The organism is Arthrobacter sp. KNU-44, from assembly GCF_051843155.1.
In the GTDB taxonomy this organism is placed as follows: domain Bacteria; phylum Actinomycetota; class Actinomycetes; order Actinomycetales; family Micrococcaceae; genus Arthrobacter.
The window spans coordinates 3,010,197-3,030,540 of sequence record NZ_JBPXNG010000002.1; the positions used below are offsets into that span (position 1 = coordinate 3,010,197).

General features: G+C 59.9%; 16 protein-coding genes. 9 read left to right on the forward strand and 7 right to left on the reverse strand.

What is annotated here, in order from left to right:
- Positions 1-107: 107 nt before the first annotated feature.
- The 3 genes from ACSVHC_RS15125 to ACSVHC_RS15135 form a co-directional block, all read right to left on the reverse strand.
- Positions 108-1,418 carry an ISL3 family transposase gene (locus ACSVHC_RS15125; protein WP_439180925.1) on the reverse strand — a complete coding sequence of 437 codons (1,311 nt, stop codon included), beginning with the start codon at positions 1,416-1,418 and terminating at the stop codon, positions 108-110.
- Between the two features lie 692 nt (positions 1,419-2,110).
- Positions 2,111-3,646, reverse strand: coding sequence for a tyrosine-protein kinase domain-containing protein (locus tag ACSVHC_RS15130; RefSeq protein WP_437771228.1), 1,536 nt, complete (start codon positions 3,644-3,646; stop codon positions 2,111-2,113).
- A gap of 361 nt (positions 3,647-4,007) precedes the next feature.
- Positions 4,008-5,285, reverse strand: coding sequence for an MATE family efflux transporter (locus ACSVHC_RS15135; protein ID WP_437771227.1), 1,278 nt, complete (start codon positions 5,283-5,285; stop codon positions 4,008-4,010).
- A 653-nt stretch (positions 5,286-5,938) separates the two neighbouring features.
- Between ACSVHC_RS15135 and ACSVHC_RS15140 the strand changes: the two genes are divergently transcribed.
- From ACSVHC_RS15140 to ACSVHC_RS15155, 4 genes are all read left to right on the forward strand, one after another.
- Positions 5,939-6,709: a glycosyltransferase family protein gene (locus ACSVHC_RS15140; RefSeq protein WP_437771226.1), complete on the forward strand. Its 771-nt coding sequence runs from the start codon at positions 5,939-5,941 to the stop codon at positions 6,707-6,709.
- A 52-nt stretch (positions 6,710-6,761) separates the two neighbouring features.
- Positions 6,762-7,883, forward strand: coding sequence for a hypothetical protein (locus ACSVHC_RS15145; protein ID WP_437771225.1), 1,122 nt, complete (start codon positions 6,762-6,764; stop codon positions 7,881-7,883).
- A gap of 205 nt (positions 7,884-8,088) precedes the next feature.
- A complete protein-coding gene (gene galE / locus ACSVHC_RS15150) occupies positions 8,089-9,114 on the forward strand; it encodes a UDP-glucose 4-epimerase GalE (RefSeq protein ID WP_437771224.1) in 1,026 nt (341 codons plus the stop codon).
- A gap of 133 nt (positions 9,115-9,247) precedes the next feature.
- On the forward strand, positions 9,248-10,558 hold the full coding sequence (locus tag ACSVHC_RS15155) for an ISL3 family transposase (RefSeq protein WP_439180925.1): 1,311 nt from the start codon (positions 9,248-9,250) through the stop codon (positions 10,556-10,558).
- 98 nt (positions 10,559-10,656) lie between these two features.
- On the opposite strand, the gene ACSVHC_RS15160 is transcribed toward ACSVHC_RS15155, so the two are convergent.
- Positions 10,657-11,121, reverse strand: a complete 465-nt coding sequence (locus ACSVHC_RS15160) for an Lrp/AsnC family transcriptional regulator (RefSeq protein WP_437771222.1) — start codon at positions 11,119-11,121, stop codon at positions 10,657-10,659.
- Positions 11,122-11,292: 171 nt separating this feature from the next.
- Here ACSVHC_RS15160 and ACSVHC_RS15165 point away from each other — a divergent pair, with 171 nt between their 5' ends.
- Genes ACSVHC_RS15165 through ACSVHC_RS15175 form a run of 3 tightly spaced genes read left to right on the forward strand, consistent with a single transcriptional unit; the run spans position 11,293 to position 15,079 of the window.
- The gene (locus tag ACSVHC_RS15165; protein WP_437771221.1) at positions 11,293-12,525 is read left to right on the forward strand and encodes a thiamine pyrophosphate-dependent dehydrogenase E1 component subunit alpha; all 1,233 of its coding nucleotides are present in this window, start codon (positions 11,293-11,295) and stop codon (positions 12,523-12,525) included.
- The gene (locus ACSVHC_RS15170) at positions 12,522-13,649 is read left to right on the forward strand and encodes an alpha-ketoacid dehydrogenase subunit beta (RefSeq protein WP_439181069.1); all 1,128 of its coding nucleotides are present in this window, start codon (positions 12,522-12,524) and stop codon (positions 13,647-13,649) included. Before ACSVHC_RS15165 ends, ACSVHC_RS15170 begins: the two co-directional genes overlap by 4 nt.
- A gap of 2 nt (positions 13,650-13,651) precedes the next feature.
- On the forward strand, positions 13,652-15,079 hold the full coding sequence (locus ACSVHC_RS15175) for a dihydrolipoamide acetyltransferase family protein (protein WP_437771219.1): 1,428 nt from the start codon (positions 13,652-13,654) through the stop codon (positions 15,077-15,079).
- Between the two features lie 20 nt (positions 15,080-15,099).
- On the opposite strand, the gene ACSVHC_RS15180 is transcribed toward ACSVHC_RS15175, so the two are convergent.
- A complete protein-coding gene (locus tag ACSVHC_RS15180; RefSeq protein ID WP_437771218.1) occupies positions 15,100-15,756 on the reverse strand; it encodes a YdcF family protein in 657 nt (218 codons plus the stop codon).
- Between the two features lie 705 nt (positions 15,757-16,461).
- Between ACSVHC_RS15180 and ACSVHC_RS15185 the strand changes: the two genes are divergently transcribed.
- Together ACSVHC_RS15185 and ACSVHC_RS15190 are read left to right on the forward strand one after the other, a co-directional pair.
- Positions 16,462-17,322: a LysM peptidoglycan-binding domain-containing protein gene (locus tag ACSVHC_RS15185; RefSeq protein WP_437774084.1), complete on the forward strand. Its 861-nt coding sequence runs from the start codon at positions 16,462-16,464 to the stop codon at positions 17,320-17,322.
- 207 nt (positions 17,323-17,529) lie between these two features.
- Positions 17,530-18,318: an endo-1,4-beta-xylanase gene (locus ACSVHC_RS15190; RefSeq protein ID WP_437771217.1), complete on the forward strand. Its 789-nt coding sequence runs from the start codon at positions 17,530-17,532 to the stop codon at positions 18,316-18,318.
- Positions 18,319-18,327: 9 nt separating this feature from the next.
- Here ACSVHC_RS15190 and ACSVHC_RS15195 read toward each other — a convergent pair whose 3' ends face one another.
- Both ACSVHC_RS15195 and ACSVHC_RS15200 read right to left on the reverse strand, forming a co-directional pair.
- Entirely contained in the window at positions 18,328-18,534 is a 207-nt protein-coding gene (locus ACSVHC_RS15195) for a hypothetical protein (RefSeq protein WP_437771216.1), read from the reverse strand.
- 437 nt (positions 18,535-18,971) lie between these two features.
- Positions 18,972-19,613 (reverse strand): hypothetical protein, encoded by a 642-nt coding sequence (locus ACSVHC_RS15200; RefSeq protein WP_390278310.1) that lies wholly within the window; start codon positions 19,611-19,613, stop codon positions 18,972-18,974.
- Positions 19,614-20,344 lie beyond the last annotated feature (731 nt).

Here is a 20,344-nt window from a genome sequence, read left to right on the forward strand (position 1 = left end):
TCGCGTTCGGACAGCGGCGGGTCCGCGTCGAAGCCACTGCCGAGGTCGGCCGTCTGTCCTGTTGCGTCATCAGCACCCGCGTGCATTCATGCCGGCACCAAAGCGGCTCATCGCATTTGAGGGTGTAATCGCGGTCTGAATCCGCCGGTTTCGAGGAGTGATCGGGCGATGTAGTTGGCAAGGTTCCTGAAGCCGAGGGCGGAGCCGCGGAGGTGTTCGAGCCGGCCGTTGAGTGCTTCCGTGGGGCCGTTGCTGGTGCCGGGCCGGTCGAAGTACGCGAGCACGTCCCCTGCACGGCGTTTCAGCGTGCGGCCCAGCGTAATGACCTCGGTCAGCGCAGCGGGAACGCCGGCGCTGATCGCGCCGATCAGTGCTTGCATGAGCTGTTTGCCTCGGGTGCCGTCAGGGTCGCGGTAGGCGGCGATGACGCGCTGGTAGATGCCCCAGGTCGCTTCGACTTCGGCATGGTTGTCCGCGGCGAACAGGGCCTCCAGCCTGTCCTTCTGCTTGTCGGTGAGCAGATCGTGCCCGGTGTGCAGGGTCCGGCGGGCTGCGTAGAGCGGATCCCCGGACCGTCCGCGGTGACCAATGGTCTGCTGCTGCACGCGCTGGCGGCACCTGTCCAGGGCATCGCCGGCAAGCCGGACGACGTGAAACGGATCCATGACCTCGACCGCGTCCGGGAGCTCCTCGGCGGCTGCGGTCTTGAACCCGGTGAACCCGTCCATCGCGACGACCTCGATCCCGTCCCGCCAAGCCTTGGGCCGCTCGGCGAGCCAGGCCTTGAAGACCTGTTTCGAGCGGCCCTCGACCATGTCCAGCAACCGTGCCGGCCCGGTCCTGTCACGGACCGGGGTGAGGTCGATGATCACGGTGACGTATTTGTCCCCGCGCCGGGTGTGCCGCCAGACATGCTCATCGACGCCGATCACGGCCACCCCGTTGAACCGGGCCGGGTCCTCGATCAACACCCGCTTGCCCTCGGCAAGGATCGCGCTGTTCGCCGTATGCCAGGACACGCCCAGGCCTTCCGCGACGCGGGCGACAGTGAGGTGCTGGCACACGATGCCCTCCAGCGCCCAGCGCAGTCCGCGGCGGGAGATCTTCGCCCTCGGCTGCGCGGCTTTGGAGATGTCCTGCCGCCACACCCGCCCGCACCCGGTGCATTTGTAGCGGCGGACCCGCACCAGCAGCGTCGTCGGCCGCCATCCCAGCGGTTCGTGCGCGAGCGGCCGTGTGACCGTGCCGCGGGCGATGCCCTGGCCCCCACACGAATGGCACCAGTCGTCCGGATCAACGGCACGGCATTCCAACACCGCCCGGCCAGGGGCGAGACACTGCCCGGCGGCTTCGAGCCCAAGCTCATCGAGCCGGCAGAACGTAGTCAGGTCAGGAGGCAGGAAGGTAGCGTGGGACACGTCGAGGTCTTCCGGATGGGCAGTGTAGGAACTTCCATCATCGGAAGACCTCGACCTCTATCCGGCCACCGACGCGCCCACCCCCGCTACACCCTCGAATGCGATGAGCCCGTTAAACACATCAAACGAACAGGCCTGGGATTCACCAACCCGGACAACTACAAACGCGTATCCTGTTGCGCAGTGCCGCTGAAACAGCGACATGAACATGAATCACGGCAGAACAATCACCACGAACCGTCGAGAGCCGATTTGGGACGGATTCTACTCGGATCCGGCGCTGTCCGAAGGACCGAGTTCGGCGCCAATGACCCGGTAGGCGGCAGGTAGAAGATCTTGCGGCAGCATCGGGGCGCGCGGAAGTGGGCCCGATCAAGGCTCGTAGCTCCTGATTCTTGATGAATGCGTAGAGAACATCTGTCACAGAAGAGCTACGAGCCCGTCAGCACTCGCGACACGGAACCCGATTCGCGGACACCCTGTAACCGATAGGTACCCATCTCAGCAGGGGGTCCTAAGGAGACGCGAGCCTGAAAGCGCCGCTTCTTACGCAGCAAGGCCATCGGTTTGTGTGGTGTCCTTCATGTGAAGGGCACCAAGGTGAGAATTGGTGTCCAGGAGGTCAAGGTACTCAACTTGCCCGCAGACCAGCGGAAGTCTTCGCAGCCAATAATCCGATCGAGGATGCGCGATTAGTCCCTATCCCGGAACCGTTGAGGAAAAGTCTGGGGTACTCGCTGCGCTGGATATTCGATGGCATCTTCAAAAAGAATGGTCTCCTGCGAGACTATTGTTTGTGCGTCCCCAATTCGAACGTTACTCTCAACCGTTCCCTTTTTTCGATTTCGGGATGAAGTCGCCACGTCTTCGTTATTCGACGATGCATACCCTTGGTAGGTGTAGGAGTATGCGTCCACGCCCTTCGCGGGCAATCGATTCAAAACCACCCCAAGAATGTTGGCGCCAACCAGCTCGAGGGAGGTCAGGGATTTAAGGAGTATTTGCTGTTTCATCAGCTGGGTGTTGACTACGACCAGCACTCCGCCAACGTGTTGCGACAGCACCGCAGCGTCAGTGACTGGAATTACCGGGGGGGCATCAATAATCACCGTGTCGAAGGCCGATTCGAGTCGAAGAATGAGGTCTTTCATTTCGCCAGATCCCAACAGTTCGCTGGGATTTGGTGGAATTTGCCCAGAGGTCAAGACATAGAGCTGATCTGTACCCCACTGTTGAAGCAGGCTGTTTACATCGGCTTGGCCGATCAATGCCGTCGTCAGCCCGACGCTTCGTTCCAGTCCAAGATATTCGCCAACCATGGGGCGGCGGAGATCTGCATCCACTAGGCAGACTGTTTGCCCTGCTTGGGCCAAGGCGATGGCCAAGTTCGTGGCTGTTGTGGTTTTCCCTTCACCAGGAATCGACGATGTAACAACTACGCTGCTGGCCTTTCCGGAAACGTTGGCGAATTGTAGGTTTGTCCGCAACTGGCGAAATGACTCGGAACGCGGACTTTGCGGGTCAATTTGAGTAAGGAGGGGTTTCTTTGTGACGTCGCCATCAAGGGTGACTCCACCAAGAACGGGCGCGTTCGTTAGGCCACGAAGATCGGCTTCCACTCGAATTCGGTTATCGAGCAATGAGCGCAGAACAGCCGCGCCAATTCCTAAAGCAAGCCCTATGACAAACCCGAGAATGAGGGTTAGGCGGACATTCGGGGCAGACGCCTCCGTTGGCACCTTGGCAGGAGTAATGATCGATAGATTGATCGGGGACGAAGCTCCAGTTTTAGGCTTCTCAAGAGAGTCCACAGCCTTGACGAGGCTATTGGCAATGGCTTGAGCAACAGCCGCGGCCTGTGCCGGAGATTCGTTGGTGACAGAAATGTTAATGAGTACGGTATTTAGGTCTGTTGACGCACGGACTGTTTTTGCCAAATCGTCCACCGACATAGATAGACCTAGGCTATCTATTGCAGGCTGAAGGACAATAGGTGTTGTTACTGTCTTGACATAGGATTGCACCCGCGCCTGGCTAAATGTGTTACCTTGTTGCAGGTCTTGCACGCTTCCAGAGTTCTGCAGGGCTACAAACAACTGCGTGTCCGATGTATACGTCGGCTTGATCAGTATGGTGGCGGTACCTCCCGCCAGCAGTCCGAGAAGCGTCATGGCAGCTATCAGAATCCAACTGCGGCGCAGAATGCGCAAATACTCGTGAATGTCCAAAGCGGGATCCCCCTGGTCGTTTTGATAAATCTCGGCGCAGCGGCAGGCGATCGGAATGGCTGCCTTGGTGCCATCCGGACCATTCTACAGCTGATACGAGTTGAATTAGTCCCAGAAACACGTCCGTGGTGTCAGCACGGGGTGGATCGCATTCTCCTGCCGATCTGGCGCGATTTTGCTGGATCCCTTTTGAGGCTCCGTTCATAAGCCAACCCCCGCAATCCGGCGCCCCGGGGAACGCAGAGACCCCTGCCCTCCTTCGAAGCCAGGGGCGATTCGGTGGCCGTGGCGATTGATTGCCTGCTGATTGCCGGTGGTGTCGCGCCGTAATGTGACCCAAGCGTCCGTCCGCGGATACCCTTCACGTACTGGCACCGAGCTCGTCATTTTCTTCGACAGAGGGTTTTTTGGCTCTTGCCCTCAATGCCGTTCGCAAAGCTGCGAATTGAAAGACTGCCACCGCCACCTCCGAGGAGGTGAGGCCCCAGGCTGCACCAGCGGCACCCCACTGTGATGCCCCCAAAAAGACCGCCGGAACTGCTACAAAAAGTCCGACTATGACGCTTGCCGCAACGGTCTTCGCTCGACCAAGCGCCATAAGCGAAACCAACCCTGAAATCTGGGAAAATATGATTGCAGCTAAGGTGAGGCCGAAAGCCGTTGAGATGGCAAGAGACACGTCAATTTCGCCCGCCGAAAGGAATTTTGCGCCAGCGGGCATCGCAAGAGACAAGACGATGCCTGCGATCAGCGCCCCGACAGCTGACAACTTGGTAGTCAATTTTATGTTCTGGGTGAGGACGGAATTGTCCGGGTTAGGTACCGAGCTCTGGGCCAACTGTGTCATAGGGGACGCGGCCATGACGGCGAACCTCGTGAGTTTGTCTGCCATCGCGTAGACAGAAACGCTGGCCGGGGCCCATCCTGCCAGAACCGTGAGGGGTGCGTTCATGTACATGGATGATGCTGCAGCCGTCAGCACGCCCGGAATTTGCTCCCGGAAACTCATCACCTGTCGTTTTGGTGAAATGGACAGGCGCCAGTCGTGATCTCGGTGCCGCCGAAGGATGTCACTCGCGGCAAGGGATACGGAAATGATTGAACCTGCCAGCTGCGCCGCAGCGAAATAAGTTACCTCTCCTGTCAAACCGAGAAGAAGAGTACCGGCAATGGTACCCCCGCAGCGGGGCACCGTGTCGATGAATAACAGTTTCCAGGCTCTCCCTTCACCAATAAAAAACCAGGAGCCGCCCAAGCCCGCAACCATGAGCGCAAACCCAGCAAGTATATTGGCGGCTTTGTTACCCGGCGCATATACGGCGATAAGATAGACCGCAAGAGGAAGCACGGCAAGAAGCAGCAGCACTCGCAGGACTATGGCGTCCGAATATTGCTGTCCTCGGCTTCCGAACGGCGACGACGCAACCCTCGATGGACCCATGACACCCCATCCGAAAGCAATCAGCACGACAAACATGCTGGCTATCGACTGGGCCACGGCCATGCCGCCCCACGCGACCGGGCCAGCAAAAGCAATGATAAACGGGATCGTGATAAGGCCTACAAGGCCGTTTATCACGGTTGAGCTGCCGAATCCGCCGAGTTTTCCAAGCCCCGACCTCCAAGCTTGCTTCTCCATGGTGCCCTTCCCTAATGCAGATTTCTTCTGCCAAGCAAACGTTGAGAGTCTACTGCTTTACCCATTACGGGTCTTGGACGCTACCTCTATACAAGCGGGCTCCCCCGTGACTGCAAACTGTGACACTGGAGGACCGTTCGAGTCGGTTTGCGAACTGCGCCACGTCCGACGCCGGCCATCTTTCGAATGAACGATAGGCGGACATGCCCGCTGATGTCCTCAGGATAAGTGACCGCACTCCGTTGGCGGCCGTCAGGCCCGGATCGACGCCCGGGAACCGGCCGATAAAGTTTACGGTCTTCGCCACTTCAGTCAAAAGGGGCACTGGCTTTGACCGTAGCCTTGGTGGCGAGGCTCGGCGCCGTATCGTGAGCTGCTGACAACGGTTGGGTGGTTGAGCCCAACTGGCGATACTCTAGCTTCGTCTTCGCCGACCAACCGGAGTTGCGCGAGGTCCCAGCTACCGCGAGGTCTCATTGAAAACCTGCATTATCTATGGGCACGACGGATTTGATGTTGACGTGCTTCGAAATCTCCAAGCGCTATACTCGTCTTTCAACTATCGGATTGCGATTTCGAAACAGCTCATCCCGGCCGATCTCCTCATAATTCAGCGGCCACCCTCAGCCGCTTTGAATCTGACGAGGTATGGCGTGGTTCATCTGTACGACTATGTCGCAAACGATATATCACTGCTCCTGAATTCATGCGGTGATCACCCGGGCCTGCTCATTTTTGCGTCCTCGGCCGCCCGCAGGAACGAGCTCTTAGAACGCTTTCCCGAACTTTCCGAGAAGATTCGTGTTAGTGCTCCGCCCGTATGCTCCCGACTTTGGAAGAGCAACCATTTGGGTGGAAAGCCAAAATACGATCTCGTTCACATCGGCAACTACAAACCTTACTATTCAGAATCGCGGGATGAGTATGCCTCTCGTTTTCTGAAATTAGTGCAACTTGGCCGTGTTCATGTATGGGGCGCGGGATGGGAAGACAGGCTAGACGGAGAATACTGCCACGGGCGGTTGGGGATCAGCAAGGTGTCTGAAATATACGCCAAATCCCGTGTTGCGTTGGGGATGATGTATCCCAACCAGCGAACAGTCTCCCTTTCTGGACGGTTTTGGCATGCACCACTGAACGGATGCCACATCATATCCGAGCCTTCAGTTTTTGCGGACGATCTGCCGGGTGTTCTGTCCAGCGAATACATCGACGCTCCTAATCCTCACGACTTCTCTGAGGCTTCAAGGGTGAGATTGCAAAGCCATGCGGTGAGATATTGGGACGACGCATTCCAAGCACTGAAAACAGTCATTGAAAATCACATGGGAAGCTTCCCCCCGGGGCAAGCTCGACCTACGATTAAATTCTTCGGTGCCTATATTATAACTCTGGCGAAGAAAGTCCGTTGGGCCTTCTCATAATGTGTCTGAGAATATTATTCATGACCGTTGGCCTTCGACCGGCAGGTAGGCAATGATTACAAGCTTCAAAAGTATTCCTAGGATTGCTATTTTTTGTTCCAGCTTAAAGAATCCGTTCATCGAGGCTTGGCTGAAGACTTGGGAAGCGTCGGGCGCCAAGGTTGCCGTCCTTGCAAACGTGCATCCTTCGGATTCATCGGACACTCCGGACTACCTTCATGAGCGCACGGTCTACTTTGATGCCACTGACCCTGGCTCCATGTCGCAGTGGAAGGCCGAGTTGGAATCCAAGGTGGGAGGGCAGCCTAGCGCGATATTCTACTGGTGGGGTCTGGCTTCCTTGTTTGAAAAAGCGCCCGCCAAAGCTTGGCCGAACGCCAAGGTGTCGCTCTGTGTTGACACATACCCAAACGCATCCAGACTCTTGACTGAACTGCGTGAGTTCGCGCGTTCCGCGTTTCCAATTGCAATGGTCGACTCATTTGTTGTTGCCAGCGAGGAAATGGCAGATTTGCTTAAGAGGCGCTTTCCCTGGATTCGGGGAAAGGAAATGTGCACAGTTGTGTCACCCTTCCCCCTTTCGGCACACTCTTCAGCGGTGCGGGATTCCGCCCGGGGTACTCATGCGCGGCCGCGGCTCTGTTTCACGGGGCGAAGTGACTACCTGCACAGTGGAAGTCTGAAGATGGGGAAAGACGATCTTGGGGTGTTCTTTGATAGCCTGATACAGGCTGAAATGGACGTGTTTGTGCAGGCACCAAGAGATAATGAGCATCGACGACTCTTAGCTGGCCTCGGTTATTCCTTTTACAGCGATGTGCCGAGGAGTCATATCATGAATGGTGGTTTCGCTGACATGATTTCCGGATTTGACGGTCATCTTGTCTACTATGAGGTGACAAACTCAACTATTTCCAGGCGAGTTTCGACCAGTCTCTCTACTCGATTTGCAACGGCGATCTGCTCATCGACGCCCCTCATTGTTCCGCCCGAGGCAACTTTCGCCGTAGATTTCTTGTCCAGGAATCCAATCGGGTTTGCGTCAAGGGATCCGCACGTTGTTCGGAGAACCCTCGGGGAGCGGGGGCGGCAGATGCGGGAATATTGGATGAATAACCACCAAGGATGGACTGGGGAGTCGAACGCGTCGGGTCTTCGGCAGCTTTTAGAGTAACGAGACCCAGGTCTCCTTCCTTCGGCTGGATCTCCATGGGGCTGGCAATGCTTGAGGTTCAGGATCTGCTAGAAGCGGGTTGCTACGACCGCGTTGTCACAATGCCGAAGCTCGATCCTCCCGGCCGGCGGTCGGTGTCGACATATTGCAACGGGCAGTCGAAGGATTTTCGGTTGCTATATGGAAGTGGTCTAGTATCATCCCCATGAAGGTCTTGGTAACTGGGGGCGCAGGCTACATCGGATCCCACACAATTCTCTGTCTCCTTGAAGAAGGGCACGAATTGGTTGTCGTTGACAACCTTGCGAATTCGAGTAGCGAATCCCTGTCTCGCGTGCAAGAACTTACCGGCAGGAGCGTCGACTTCCGAGAAGCCGACCTGCTCGACCTCGATGCGATTGCTCATGTTTTCAAGGACGGTGGATTCGATGCAGTCGTTCATTTCGCCGGCCTCAAAGCGGTTGGCGAGTCAGTTGAACAACCACTTCTGTATTATAAGAACAACGTCGTGGGCACCCTCAACTTGCTGGAGGGCATGCAAAAAGCTGGCGTGCGCCGGTTGGTCTTTAGCTCGTCAGCCACGGTCTATGGTGCGTCGGAGGAAGTTCCTCTCATCGAGAAGTCGCCTCTGGATGCCAATAATCCGTACGGCAGGACCAAGGAACAGATCGAGGATATCCTTTCAGACCTAAGCGCCGCGGACCCGCGATGGAGCATTGCCCTGCTTCGCTATTTCAATCCAGTTGGAGCTCATGAGTCCGGGCGCATTGGGGAAGACCCGCGGGGAACGCCGAACAATCTGTTGCCATTCGTGGCCCAGGTTGCGGTTGGTCGCCGCGATAAGGTTAGGGTGTTCGGCAATGACTACCCCACCCAGGATGGGACCGGAGTGCGGGACTACATTCATGTGATGGACCTCGCATCAGGACATCTCGCTGCATTGCATTACTTGGAAAACCGGGTTGGGGCATTCCGTTGGAATTTGGGAACTGGGCGCGGGGCTTCTGTGTTGGATGTCATCAGGGCTTTTGGCGTTGCAGCGGGGACCCCTATTCCGTACGAATTCGCCCCACGACGCCCCGGTGACGCTGCCGTGAGCTATGCAGATCCGTCTGCTGCCTTGGCTGACCTTGGATGGTCTGCTCGCAGGACTCTTCCCCAGATGTGCGAGGATCATTGGCGTTGGCAGAGTGCGAACCCCTTCGGGTACTCGGATCAGGTCTCTTCCTAAGCCGCAAGGTCGGGAACTTCAGTGGCTCATCGCATTCGAGGGTGTAGCGGGGGTGGGCGCGTCGGTGGCCGGATAGAGGTCGAGGTCTTCCGATGATGGAAGTTCCTACACTGCCCATCCGGAAGACCTCGCCGTGTCCCACGCTACCTTCCTGCCTCCTGACCTGACTACGTTCTGCCGGCTCGATGAGCTTGGGCTCGAAGCCGCCGGGCAGTGTCTCGCCCCCGGCCGTGCGGTGCTGGAATGCCGTGCCGTTGATCCGGACGACTGGTGCCATTCGTGTGGGGGCCAGGGCATCGCCCGCGGCACGGTCACACGGCCGCTCGCGCACGAACCGCTGGGATGGCGGCCGACGACGCTGCTGGTGCGGGTCCGCCGCTACAAATGCACCGGGTGCGGGCGGGTGTGGCGGCAGGACATCTCCAAAGCCGCGCAGCCGAGGGCGAAGATCTCCCGCCGCGGACTGCGCTGGGCGCTGGAGGGCATCGTGTGCCAGCACCTCACTGTCGCCCGCGTCGCGGAAGGCCTGGGCGTGTCCTGGCATACGGCGAACAGCGCGATCCTTGCCGAGGGCAAGCGGGTGTTGATCGAGGACCCGGCCCGGTTCAACGGGGTGGCCGTGATCGGCGTCGATGAGCATGTCTGGCGGCACACCCGGCGCGGGGACAAATACGTCACCGTGATCATCGACCTCACCCCGGTCCGTGACAGGACCGGGCCGGCACGGTTGCTGGACATGGTCGAGGGCCGCTCGAAACAGGTCTTCAAGGCCTGGCTCGCCGAGCGGCCCAAGGCTTGGCGGGACGGGATCGAGGTCGTCGCGATGGACGGGTTCACCGGGTTCAAGACCGCAGCCGCCGAGGAGCTCCCGGACGCGGTCGAGGTCATGGATCCGTTTCACGTCGTCCGGCTTGCCGGCGATGCCCTGGACAGGTGCCGCCAGCGCGTGCAGCAGCAGACCATTGGTCACCGCGGACGGTCCGGGGATCCGCTCTACGCAGCCCGCCGGACCCTGCACACCGGGCACGATCTGCTCACCGACAAGCAGAAGGACAGGCTGGAGGCCCTGTTCGCCGCGGACAACCATGCCGAAGTCGAAGCGACCTGGGGCATCTACCAGCGCGTCATCGCCGCCTACCGCGACCCTGACGGCACCCGAGGCAAACAGCTCATGCAAGCACTGATCGGCGCGATCAGCGCCGGCGTTCCCGCTGCGCTGACCGAGGTCATTACGCTGGGCCGCACGCTGAAACGCCGTGCAGGGGACGTGCTCGCGTACTTCGACCGGCCCGGCACCAGCAACGGCCCCACGGAAGCACTCAACGGCCGGCTCGAACACCTCCGCGGCTCCGCCCTCGGCTTCAGGAACCTTGCCAACTACATCGCCCGATCACTCCTCGAAACCGGCGGATTCAGACCGCGATTACACCCTCAAATGCGATGAGCCACTTCAGTCTCGTGGGGGACTTCCCGGTCTTTTCGCGCACTGGTAAGTAGGCGTGGCCGCCAACATAGAGAACGCGGCCAAATCCTCACCGCGTCCTAGCGCGTATCCAGATCCTCAAACACCAGGAACGTCTGCGTATCCTGCACACCTGGCATCGACTGCAACTGGTCGAAAATGACCCTGCGCAGGTGAATATTGTCGGTGGCACGTACCAGCAGGATGACGTCGAAATCGCCACCGACCAGCGCAATGTGCTGCACCTCCGGAATCAGCCGAAGCTCTTCACGGAGCTCGCGCCAGGAATGCTGTTGCACCTTGAGCGTGACGTAGGCCGATGACTTCAAGCCGGCCTTGATGGGGTCCACCAGCGCGGTGAACTTGGTGAGCACGCCTTCGCCCGTCAGCCGTGAAATTCTCGAATACGCGTGCGCCCGGCTGATGTGTACGTTCTCCGCCACCTGGGTCACCGACATCCGGCCGTCCCGCGTCAGCTCGGCAATGATGTCCCTATCCACTTGGTCAAGAGGAACCTCCGCCTGAACCGCTTCGACTTCGGCCATTGCATCTCCAATTCGTCCACAGCGTGGGCCCGTTAGCCAGCTCACATTTGCAATCCGTCTTCCAGAATAAAGGCTTCAGGCAAGCTTTTCCACGATTCCGCCCAGAGCTGGATACGAAACTTCTCCAGGGAACATACTGGTGACAAATAGTGGATACAGAAGGACGGACCAATGACGATCTCCGCGGACCATGAGGCCCAGGGTCTGGCTGACGCTCGGCCGGACGACACCGAAGCAAACGACCAAGCTTCCGAAGTGCGGCGCAAGTTCGGAATCAGCGTCGAAGACTACATGCTGCCTGCCCGCCATCAGATCCAGATGGTCGATCCCTCAGGCGTGCTCAAGCCTGAAGCTGAACAGGGTACGGAGCCCGGCCACGAATATCCCATCCCCGGCGATGCCGAACTCATGGCTGCTTACGAACAACTCGTCGTCGGGCGCCGCGTCAATGACCAGAACTCCGCCCTCGTCCGGCAGGGCCGCATGGCCGTTTACCCGTCCAGCCACGGCCAGGAGGCTTGCCAAGTAGCGGCCGCTCTGTGCCTCCGCGAAGGCGACTGGCTGTTCCCCACCTACCGAGACGCCGTTGCGGTCATGTCCCGTGGCGTCGACCCGGTCGAAACCATGACCATCTTCCGCGGCGACTGGCACGGCGGCTACGACCCCACCAAGCACAAGGTCGGTATCCAGTGCACGCCGCTGACCACCCAGCTTCTCCATGGCGTCGGAGTTGCCCATGCGGCCAAACTCCGCGGCGAAGACACCGTGGTGCTGGCAATGTGCGGCGACGGTGCCACCAGCGAAGGGGACTTCCACGAAGCCCTCAACTTCGCGGCCGTCTTCCACCTGCCAGTCATCTTCTTCGTACAGAACAACAAATACGCCATCTCGGTACCCCTGAGCCAACAATCCGTGGCGCCGTCGCTGGCGCACAAGGCCGTCGGTTACGGCATGGCCGGTGAACGCGTTGACGGTAACGACCTGGTCGCCTTGCTTGCGGTGCTGGACCGCGCCGTGAAACTCGCCCGGGAAGGCTCCGGACCGCTCCTCATCGAGGCCCACACCTACCGCATGCAGGCCCACACCAACGCCGACGACGCCACCCGATACCGCGAGGACAGCGAAGTAGCCGAATGGACCGCCAAGGACCCCATCAGCCGCATGACGTCTTATCTCACGGGCCGTGGACTCCTCGACAACGACGGTTCCACACGAATCGCCGCGAAGGCCGAGGCCGTTGCCTCGCAGCTTCGCGAAGGCCTGGGTGAGGACGTACCGGTAGATCCGCAGAATCTCTTCCGCTACGTCTTCTCCACCCCGACTCCGCAACTGAAGGAGCAGTCCGCCCTGCTCGCCGACGAACTCGCCCGTGAGGCATCCAGCCAGAAGGAGGCAGGCAAATGAGCCCCGCCGTCACCACATCCTCCGAAGCCACCGAGCACGCCGCAACCGGTGACGTCAGCTCCGCCACCGCCAGTGCGGCAGCCAGCGCCGCCGCAGTCGCCGAAGCCTCCGGTCCACAGACCATCACCATGGCCAAAGCGCTCAACACCGCGATGGCGGACGCCATGCAGGCCGACTCTTCCGTTCTGGTATTCGGTGAAGACGTTGGCCGACTGGGTGGCGTTTTCCGGATCACCGATGGCCTCATGGCCACGTTCGGAGAGCAACGATGCTTCGACACCCCGCTTGCTGAATCCGGCATCGTGGGCATGGCCGTGGGTATGGCCATGAATGGAATGCGTCCCGTCATCGAGATGCAGTTCGACGCCTTCGCCTACCCGGCCTTCGAACAGATCGTCAGCCACGTCGCCAAGATGCACAACCGGACCAAGGGTGCAGTGAAGCTTCCGATGGTCATCCGCGTCCCGTATGCCGGCGGGATCGGCGGCGTAGAGCACCACTGCGACTCGTCCGAGTCCTACTACGCCCACACCGCAGGCCTAAAGGTTTTCACCCCGGCGACCGTAGCGGACGGCTACCGCATGCTCCGCGAGGCCATCGATTCCGACGATCCCGTCATGTTCATGGAACCAAAGAAGCTCTACTGGTCCAAAGATCAGGTCGACCTGGGCGCCCTGCGGGCCGAACACGTCACGAACGCTTCGACAGGATCCAGCAGCGAGGGGCGCGCCGCCGTCGCGCGCCCCGGCACTGACGCAACGCTCATCGCGTACGGCCCCTCGGTCCCGACGGCGCTCGCCGCCGCGGCTGCGGCCGCTGAAGAAGGCCGCTCCCTCGAAGTAATCGATGTCCGCTCGATCGTGCCCTTTGACGACGAAACTGTCTGCGCATCGGTGCGCAAGACCGGGCGGGCGGTCGTCATTGCCGAGGCTCACGGATTCGCCTCCGTATCCTCCGAAATCGTGGCCCGGGTGCAGGAACGCTGCTTCCACTACCTGGCCGCGCCCATCCGCCGGGTGACCGGTTTTGATGTTCCGTACCCTGCTCCAAAGCTGGAGCACTACTACTTGCCGAGCGTCGACCGCATCCTCGACGCCGTTGACGACCTTCAATGGGAGAACTGACCATGAGCGCAGAAATGCAGGTGTTCCTGCTTCCGGACCTGGGAGAGGGCCTCACCGAGGCCGAACTCGTCAACTGGCTTGTTGCCGTGGGTGACGAGATCCGCGTGGACCAGCCGATCGCAGAGGTTGAGACCGCCAAGTCCATGGTGGAGGTGCCCTCGCCGTACGCAGGCATTGTCGCAGTGCTGCACGGCGAAGCCGGCCAGACACTCGACGTCGGGAAGCCGCTGATCTCAGTGGCTCCAGTTGGTGCTTCGTTTGCTGCTGAGCCCGAGCCTTTGGAAGAAGGGGCCTCCGAGGCACCCGCGGCCGCCGCTGCCGAGACCTACCGGACCGAAGAGAAAGCCGGATCCGGGAACGTGCTCATTGGCTACGGCACATCCGGGGGTGGCGAGGCTCGCCGCACCCGGCCGCGGAAGGATTCGGCTGGTTCTGCTGTTGCTGTTACCCCGGCCCCCGACTTCTCCGAACTCTCGTTGTCCCGCACGCGGATTCCAGGGAAGCTCTCCGCCGTGATTTCCCCCTTGGTGCGGAAGATGGCGCGGGACCATGGGGTCTCGCTGGATGCAGTGCCTGGTTCGGGGGAGAGCGGGCTCATCCTGCGTCGCGACATTGAGGCCGCCATCGGAGGTGCCATGCGCGAGACCGCGCCCGTTGAGATGCCCGCCGATGTCCAGTCTTCCACCGGGGCCCAGGATGCCCGCACTGGCTTGACGGTGGTTTCGCGAACGACGGTCCGCGGGATACGAAAGGCTGTTGCGGCCAACATGACCCGCAGCCGTTCCGAGATCCCGGAAGCAACTGTCTGGGTGGACGTTGACGCCACCGCGCTCCTTGAGATGCGTGGAGAACTCAAGAAACGCGATCCGCACGGCGCTCCGGGACTGCTCGCGTTCATCGCTCGTTTTGTCACAGCTGGGCTAAAAAAATTCCCCGAGTTGAACACCCGGATCGTCACAGTTGAGGATGTGGCCGGGGGTGAGATGCAGGAGATCATCGCATTCGGCGGCATCAACCTTGGCTTCGCCGCACAGACGGACCGCGGACTCGTGGTTCCCTCAATCCGCAACGCCCACCTGCTGAGTGCCCGCGAACTCGATGCCGAAATCCGCCGGCTGACCGCCGTGGCGCGTGACGGTAAGGCAACACCGACTGAGTTGGCCAGCGGCACCTTTACGCTGAACAACTACGGCGTGTTCGGCGTGGACGGCTCCGCCGCGATCATCAACTACCCCGAGGTCGCAATGCTCGGCGTGGGCCGCATCATCGACAAGCCCTGGGTGGTGGACGGCCAGTTGGCCGTCCGCAAGGTTACCGAGCTGACGCTGGCTTTCGATCACCGGGTTTGCGATGGCGAAACGGCTGCGGGTTTCCTGCGTTACGTTGCTGACGCAATCGAGAATCCGGGGGCGGTGTTGGCGGATTTGTGAGTGCGAGCTAAACCCGCCTTTCAGCAGTCCGGGTGGATCGCAACCTTGACGAAAGCGGCGGTTTGGTAGAGGTACTGGTACGCCCAAGAGGAGGTGGGGCTGCTCAAGGAGACCAGCGGCAAGCTCCGGTGGTGGGCGATCATGTGCAATTCTCCTCCGTAGCAACGGCTGAGGATCACCCGGGCGCGGGTCATATGGAACTGAACTGTGAGGACGTTCGCGCTTTTCCATCCGTAGTGGTCCGACAGGTTTTTCAGTGCGCGTGCTTCGCCTTGTGTGGTGAATGGATCGGGGTTAAAGCAGATAATCTGGTAAGGGCGCTGGGCGGTACATATGCTCGCTTCGAATTTTCCGTCTTTGCCTATTGGGCTTGATACCGCAAGCGTCGGCGAATACCCCTGCTGCATCAGCTGTTCTGCGTACCCGATCCGTTGATCCGGCGGCCCGAGCACGAAGAGCACATCCGCGTGTTGCGGCTCGTCAGCGGGCGGTGCCACGTACAGAAAGATGCCAGCAATGGCCCAGACCATCACTAAGACGCCGATTGCAGCAAAAGACTTGAGGAGCAGTCGCCTCTTCCGCCTGCGTAACGCGGTCCTTGCCTCGGGCTTGCAGATTAAGGTCATACCGTCCTCTAAATAATGCGGGATATGGGCGGCGCCATTGCACTGGCCCAAGACTACCTTCTGGGCCGAGGAGACAGATTAGTGTGTCGTGGATGCACCCCGCTCTTAAGCTTCAGGTGTCTCGGTCAGTGGTCCAGTGCCGCCGCACCTCCGTTGGTGGGCCTGCTTGGCCGTTGCCCGACCTTCGGATGGGTCACGTCGGACTGGTGGCTGCCGTCCTCGCGCCGGTACTTGTCGCTTGCCGCCAGATCACCGACTGGTCCCGTCGCAGTGACACTACGAAACCGACATAGCCGAATAGATCACACCGGCACTGCGGCACTCACTAGTCATGGCTACCGCTCCCTACTCTCACTAATGAGGGGGTCAGTACGAGTGTTTAGCGTGGGAGCGGAAAGGAATTCAAGTGGCACGCACTCGTGTGTTGCGACTGGCGAATTCGTAAACTCAAGGCACCCTGCGCAGAAAAAAACAACTCTTTTATTCATCCCACAGATGGACCTGTCCAGAAGTGAGGGATTGAGAGACTCATCCGTGCTGCGCATTGAGTAAACGGGTCTCACGAGCACCATCTCAGCGGCTGCGTATCACGTCCCGGGTCAGTCGACCCATGCCAAGAACGATGAGCTACCGGGACCTGAGATGTTGTACTCGCAGGAATACCAGCATGGCCGGATAGGCGGAAGCAGCGCCCTATCCCCGAGTGTCACGAAGTCAAGAACCCTCACCAGATACAAGGCATCAATTGTCATGTGGATGCTGGTGGCAGCGGTGATCTTTGCCGCCTTCGTTACGCAGGACTTCACACCAAACGTGTCGCGAGCTGGAATTGGCGCCATGATCGCCCCAAGCGCGGGCTCCACGGCCGCGTTATCGACTCCGGCGAGCCCGATGTCGACCCAGAGCCCTCTTCCGGCCGCGATGCCTACACCCGTCCCAGCCGCTGCCCCTCACCCCGCAGCGGAAGCATCGGCGGCTACGCAAGCACCGTCCGCGGTGGCCGCCCCACCAGCCCCAGCAGCATCTGGGCCGGCGCCGGTGGCAGTTCCACCAGCTCCGGCACCTAACACGAACATCTACACAGTCGTTAGCGGCGACACTGTTGGCTCCATAGCCGCCAGGTTCGGCGTCGACGTCAACGGGATGCTGGCGGCCAATGGGCTCAGCGCCTATTCCGTCATCGTGCCCGGCCAGGTGCTAAAGCTGACAGGGCCGCCGGTTGCCCCGGCCGCTGCACCTGCCCCCGCTCCGGCGCCAGCACCAGCAGCCGCCCCAGCTCCCGCTCCGGCGGTGCGGACCATCTATGTTGCGGGCTCAGGCGGCCAGGCGGCCGTGGACAGTTGCATCGGCCCGATCCATTTCACCCCCACGGACGCCTACTCGCTGTTCATCACCGAACATGATTTCTGCGGCGGGTGGGCGCGTTTCTCTGGCGTCGGCGTCGGCGAGACGGTGAGCATCTCCGGCTACGGCACGTACACGGTGACCGCACGCGGCCAGGTGCCCCAGGGCGGGACCACCAACAACGTCGCAGCGGTGTTCGGCGGCTTCCCGCGCGCGATACTTCAGACCTGCATCCCGGGTACCACCCAGATGCTGGTCATCGCGCTCAATTAGGGACGGACCTATCCGCCAATTCTTCACGGTGCGTTGTTTCGCAAGGCGCCGGCCATCTGATCCCTCAACCTCCCTCGCCTGAACCTGATGAGACCGAAGTTCTTTTCCGGTATTGCCATGGCGAAATACCAGAAAATGCCCATGGGAAGAAGGATAAGGCTGCGTAAGCAGTGTATATAAGGGCGTCAGCAGGAGCCATTTGTTTCGATGCTTCCAGTGAATAGAATAGACCATCACGAAATAAAGAATAGCTCCCACGAGCAGTCACCAACTTGGGTGAATGACGGTCGCCCAGCGCAGAAAGAAGAAAGCGAACAGCACTATCACTGCATAGATCCAGAAGTATGGATGTCAAATGCTGAAGCGAATATTTACAATGTACAGCCGAAATTCAAGGGAAAGCTCGATTCGCTGGACGTCGTCAACGAGCCGTTCGACGTCGACCAAGGGACCAGCTTCCAGCAGAACATCTGGTACCGCGTCTTCGGGCCCGGCTACCCGGCGGTCGTCTCAAAGGCCGTTCACGACGCCGATCCGGACGTCAAGCAGTTCATCAACGAAAACGGTGCCGACGTGCCGGGGCCCCGCCAGGACGCCCTGCTCAAGCTCGCGCTCGACACCAACGCCCTGGGTGGCCACATCTACGGCGTTGGACTCCAGGCCCACGTCTACGACCTCAAGACCGACGCCATTCCGCAGGGGGAACTGTCCAAGACTCTCGCCACGTTCGAGGCGGCCGGTCTCCATGTTCGCATCTCGGAGAACGACGTCACCGACGGCCAGGGGACAGGCGCCCAAGCGGAGCAGTACGCCACGGTGCTGGCGACCTGTCTGCGCTCGCCTGCCTGCGTCTCCTACACGACGTGGGGTGTGGACAACCGCTACGACTGGTTCATCGACAATGACGGCAAGCTGCAGCAGGGCCACGACCTTCTCTTCAACAACGGGCAGCCGACGCCCGCCTACGACGCAATGAGGCGTGCTCTGGGCGGCTGACCACCTAGTTCAGCCGTCCTTCTCATTGTTGTTGAGGAGGTCCGGGATCTGGTTTTGGAGGATGTGGGCCGCGATGCCGAGAGCTATCAGTGATGCGCCGAGTGGGGCAAGCCCGAAGCGTACGACTGAAACGATGAAGCCTGTGAACCACAGGCCGATACCCGCGCCGGCCCCTCCTTGGAGGGAGAAAAGCAGCGAAAGTAGGTTTGTGGCCAACGTTTCGAAGATAACTCCGCCCGCGCAGACAATCACGCCAATAATGAGTAGTCGGTTTCTTACCTGGGCAAAAGTATGTGCTCTTAGCAATTTAAGCTCCTATTCAGATTTAGCCCCGACGGGCTTGAGGGAGCGCCCCACCCAGGGGTGAGACGCCCCCTCCGCGCCATAATTGCGCGTCGTTGATCGAGGGACTAAGAAGGCGGCTCCCGGTAGGCGTGCGCCATCGGATCTGTGCGATCGAGCTCGGCTGCGCGCGCACGTGCAGCCTTCTTCCTCCGGTGAAGAACTACTTCATTGATCACGTAGGAAACCAGGACCACCGATGGCAAGAGGATTCGAAGCCACAGATCCCAATTGGTCATAAAAAGGGGCGCCAGAGAAGCCGTAAAGATCGGCGGGTGCGCGCAACTGTACCATTTCACGATTGCCTTCTCTCAGAGGCCACAGTCTCGGGCCGGCATATCCCGGAGCGGAGCGGACGGTCTAGAAAGATTGATGCCGTAGCACTTTGTGGCAACCAGGCTGGCATTTCTGAACGCGCCACTGATGGTAGCGATGACAGATGCAACTCCGGTAACGCCGCTCAACCCGCAAATCTGGCTCACGACGGTTGCTATCCATCCGCTCAGCTTGTTGAACTTACATCCTGTCCATACTCCGCCCACGAACACCGCGGCCGTGAGGCCGGCCAGTACCTGCAACTCGGCGCCGGTGATAGCGAGGACTGGCCACGGTACCCACTGAACGCTCGGATCGGCCGTTAGGGGAAATGCGTTCGAGGAATTGAAGTCGATGCGCTGAACCAAGGCGCCATCCTCAAACCTGAATGTCGTCGGCACCGGCTTCCCCGCGGCATCGAATGCCCATGGGGCGACAATGGCGCTTGTAACTCTTCCCTCGATGTCTCGAATGAGGACGGAACCGTCAGCTTCCACCTTCGCCGTGGATCCAGCCGAGAGAGCCAGCGGGAATCGGTAATCGCGAGGTGACTTATCCGATTCGACGGTGATCAGCGTCTGCGAGCCGTGCGGAGTGCTGTAGGTGGTCGTTGTCGCGCCGGACAGTGCGGTGGTCAAAAGCGGTGCCCCTTCGCCAATAAAGTGCCCGATCGGGACGCCCTTAAGCTGGGCAGGTCTCGTCTCTGACTTTTTGCCGGGAACGGTAATCCGTACCGCACCCGAGGGGGATTGCGTTTGGACTGCCGCGGTTCCGGGTGCGTTCCCGTCCATCACATTCACGCCGTCGTGCTTCTTGGCGATTTCATGCGGCGGACTGGCACTTGGCCCGGGCGACAACCCCTGATCCCAGGCGACAGGCTGGACTCCGCGACCGGTGTCAGCTCGTATCCGCTGATGTTCCTGTTCCTGGGGTGCCGGGTTCCTTTGAGCAGTACCTGCCTGTGCCGGTGCGGCAATAAGGATGGTCGCAATCAAAGAAAGGCATGCGGTAGCTGAGGCAATAATATTTAGACGCGGCAAGGAAAGCTCCTATTCATATAGGTGCCCCCTGAGACCCACAGCTTGCACGAAATCATACGGCCTTTTTGCCTTTGTTGGAAGGGAATTTCGAGCAAAACTCGTTTTACTTGAGTTCCTAATTTGGCATTTCAAAGGAAGGATTAGCGTAGTTGGCTGTGGTTAGGGTTTCCCGTTCTACGACTCGTTGGTCTCTCGCATTTCCCCGGAGGGACACGGGCTGCGAAGCCTTCCCGGGGCCCGCGCTGGGGACTAGGATGCCGGAATGAAAGTTACCTTGCTCCGTGGGGAGGCCGAGGGCGGCCCTGATTGCCCGCATCAATTCGTTGGTC

Bases quoted from the DNA above. Each gene is read 5' to 3' on its own strand.
- ACSVHC_RS15185 (WP_437774084.1), top strand. From the start codon at position 16,462: ATGCTGGTGGCAGCGGTGATCTTTGCCGCCTTCGTTACGCAGGACTTC.
- ACSVHC_RS15145 (WP_437771225.1), top strand. From the start codon at position 6,762: ATGATTACAAGCTTCAAAAGTATTCCTAGGATTGCTATTTTTTGTTCC.
- ACSVHC_RS15160 (WP_437771222.1), bottom strand. From the start codon at position 11,121: ATGGCCGAAGTCGAAGCGGTTCAGGCGGAGGTTCCTCTTGACCAAGTG.
- galE (WP_437771224.1), top strand. From the start codon at position 8,089: ATGAAGGTCTTGGTAACTGGGGGCGCAGGCTACATCGGATCCCACACA.
- ACSVHC_RS15190 (WP_437771217.1), top strand. From the start codon at position 17,530: ATGCTTCCAGTGAATAGAATAGACCATCACGAAATAAAGAATAGCTCC.
- ACSVHC_RS15170 (WP_439181069.1), top strand. From the start codon at position 12,522: ATGAGCCCCGCCGTCACCACATCCTCCGAAGCCACCGAGCACGCCGCA.
- ACSVHC_RS15175 (WP_437771219.1), top strand. From the start codon at position 13,652: ATGAGCGCAGAAATGCAGGTGTTCCTGCTTCCGGACCTGGGAGAGGGC.
- ACSVHC_RS15135 (WP_437771227.1), bottom strand. From the start codon at position 5,285: ATGGAGAAGCAAGCTTGGAGGTCGGGGCTTGGAAAACTCGGCGGATTC.
- ACSVHC_RS15165 (WP_437771221.1), top strand. From the start codon at position 11,293: ATGACGATCTCCGCGGACCATGAGGCCCAGGGTCTGGCTGACGCTCGG.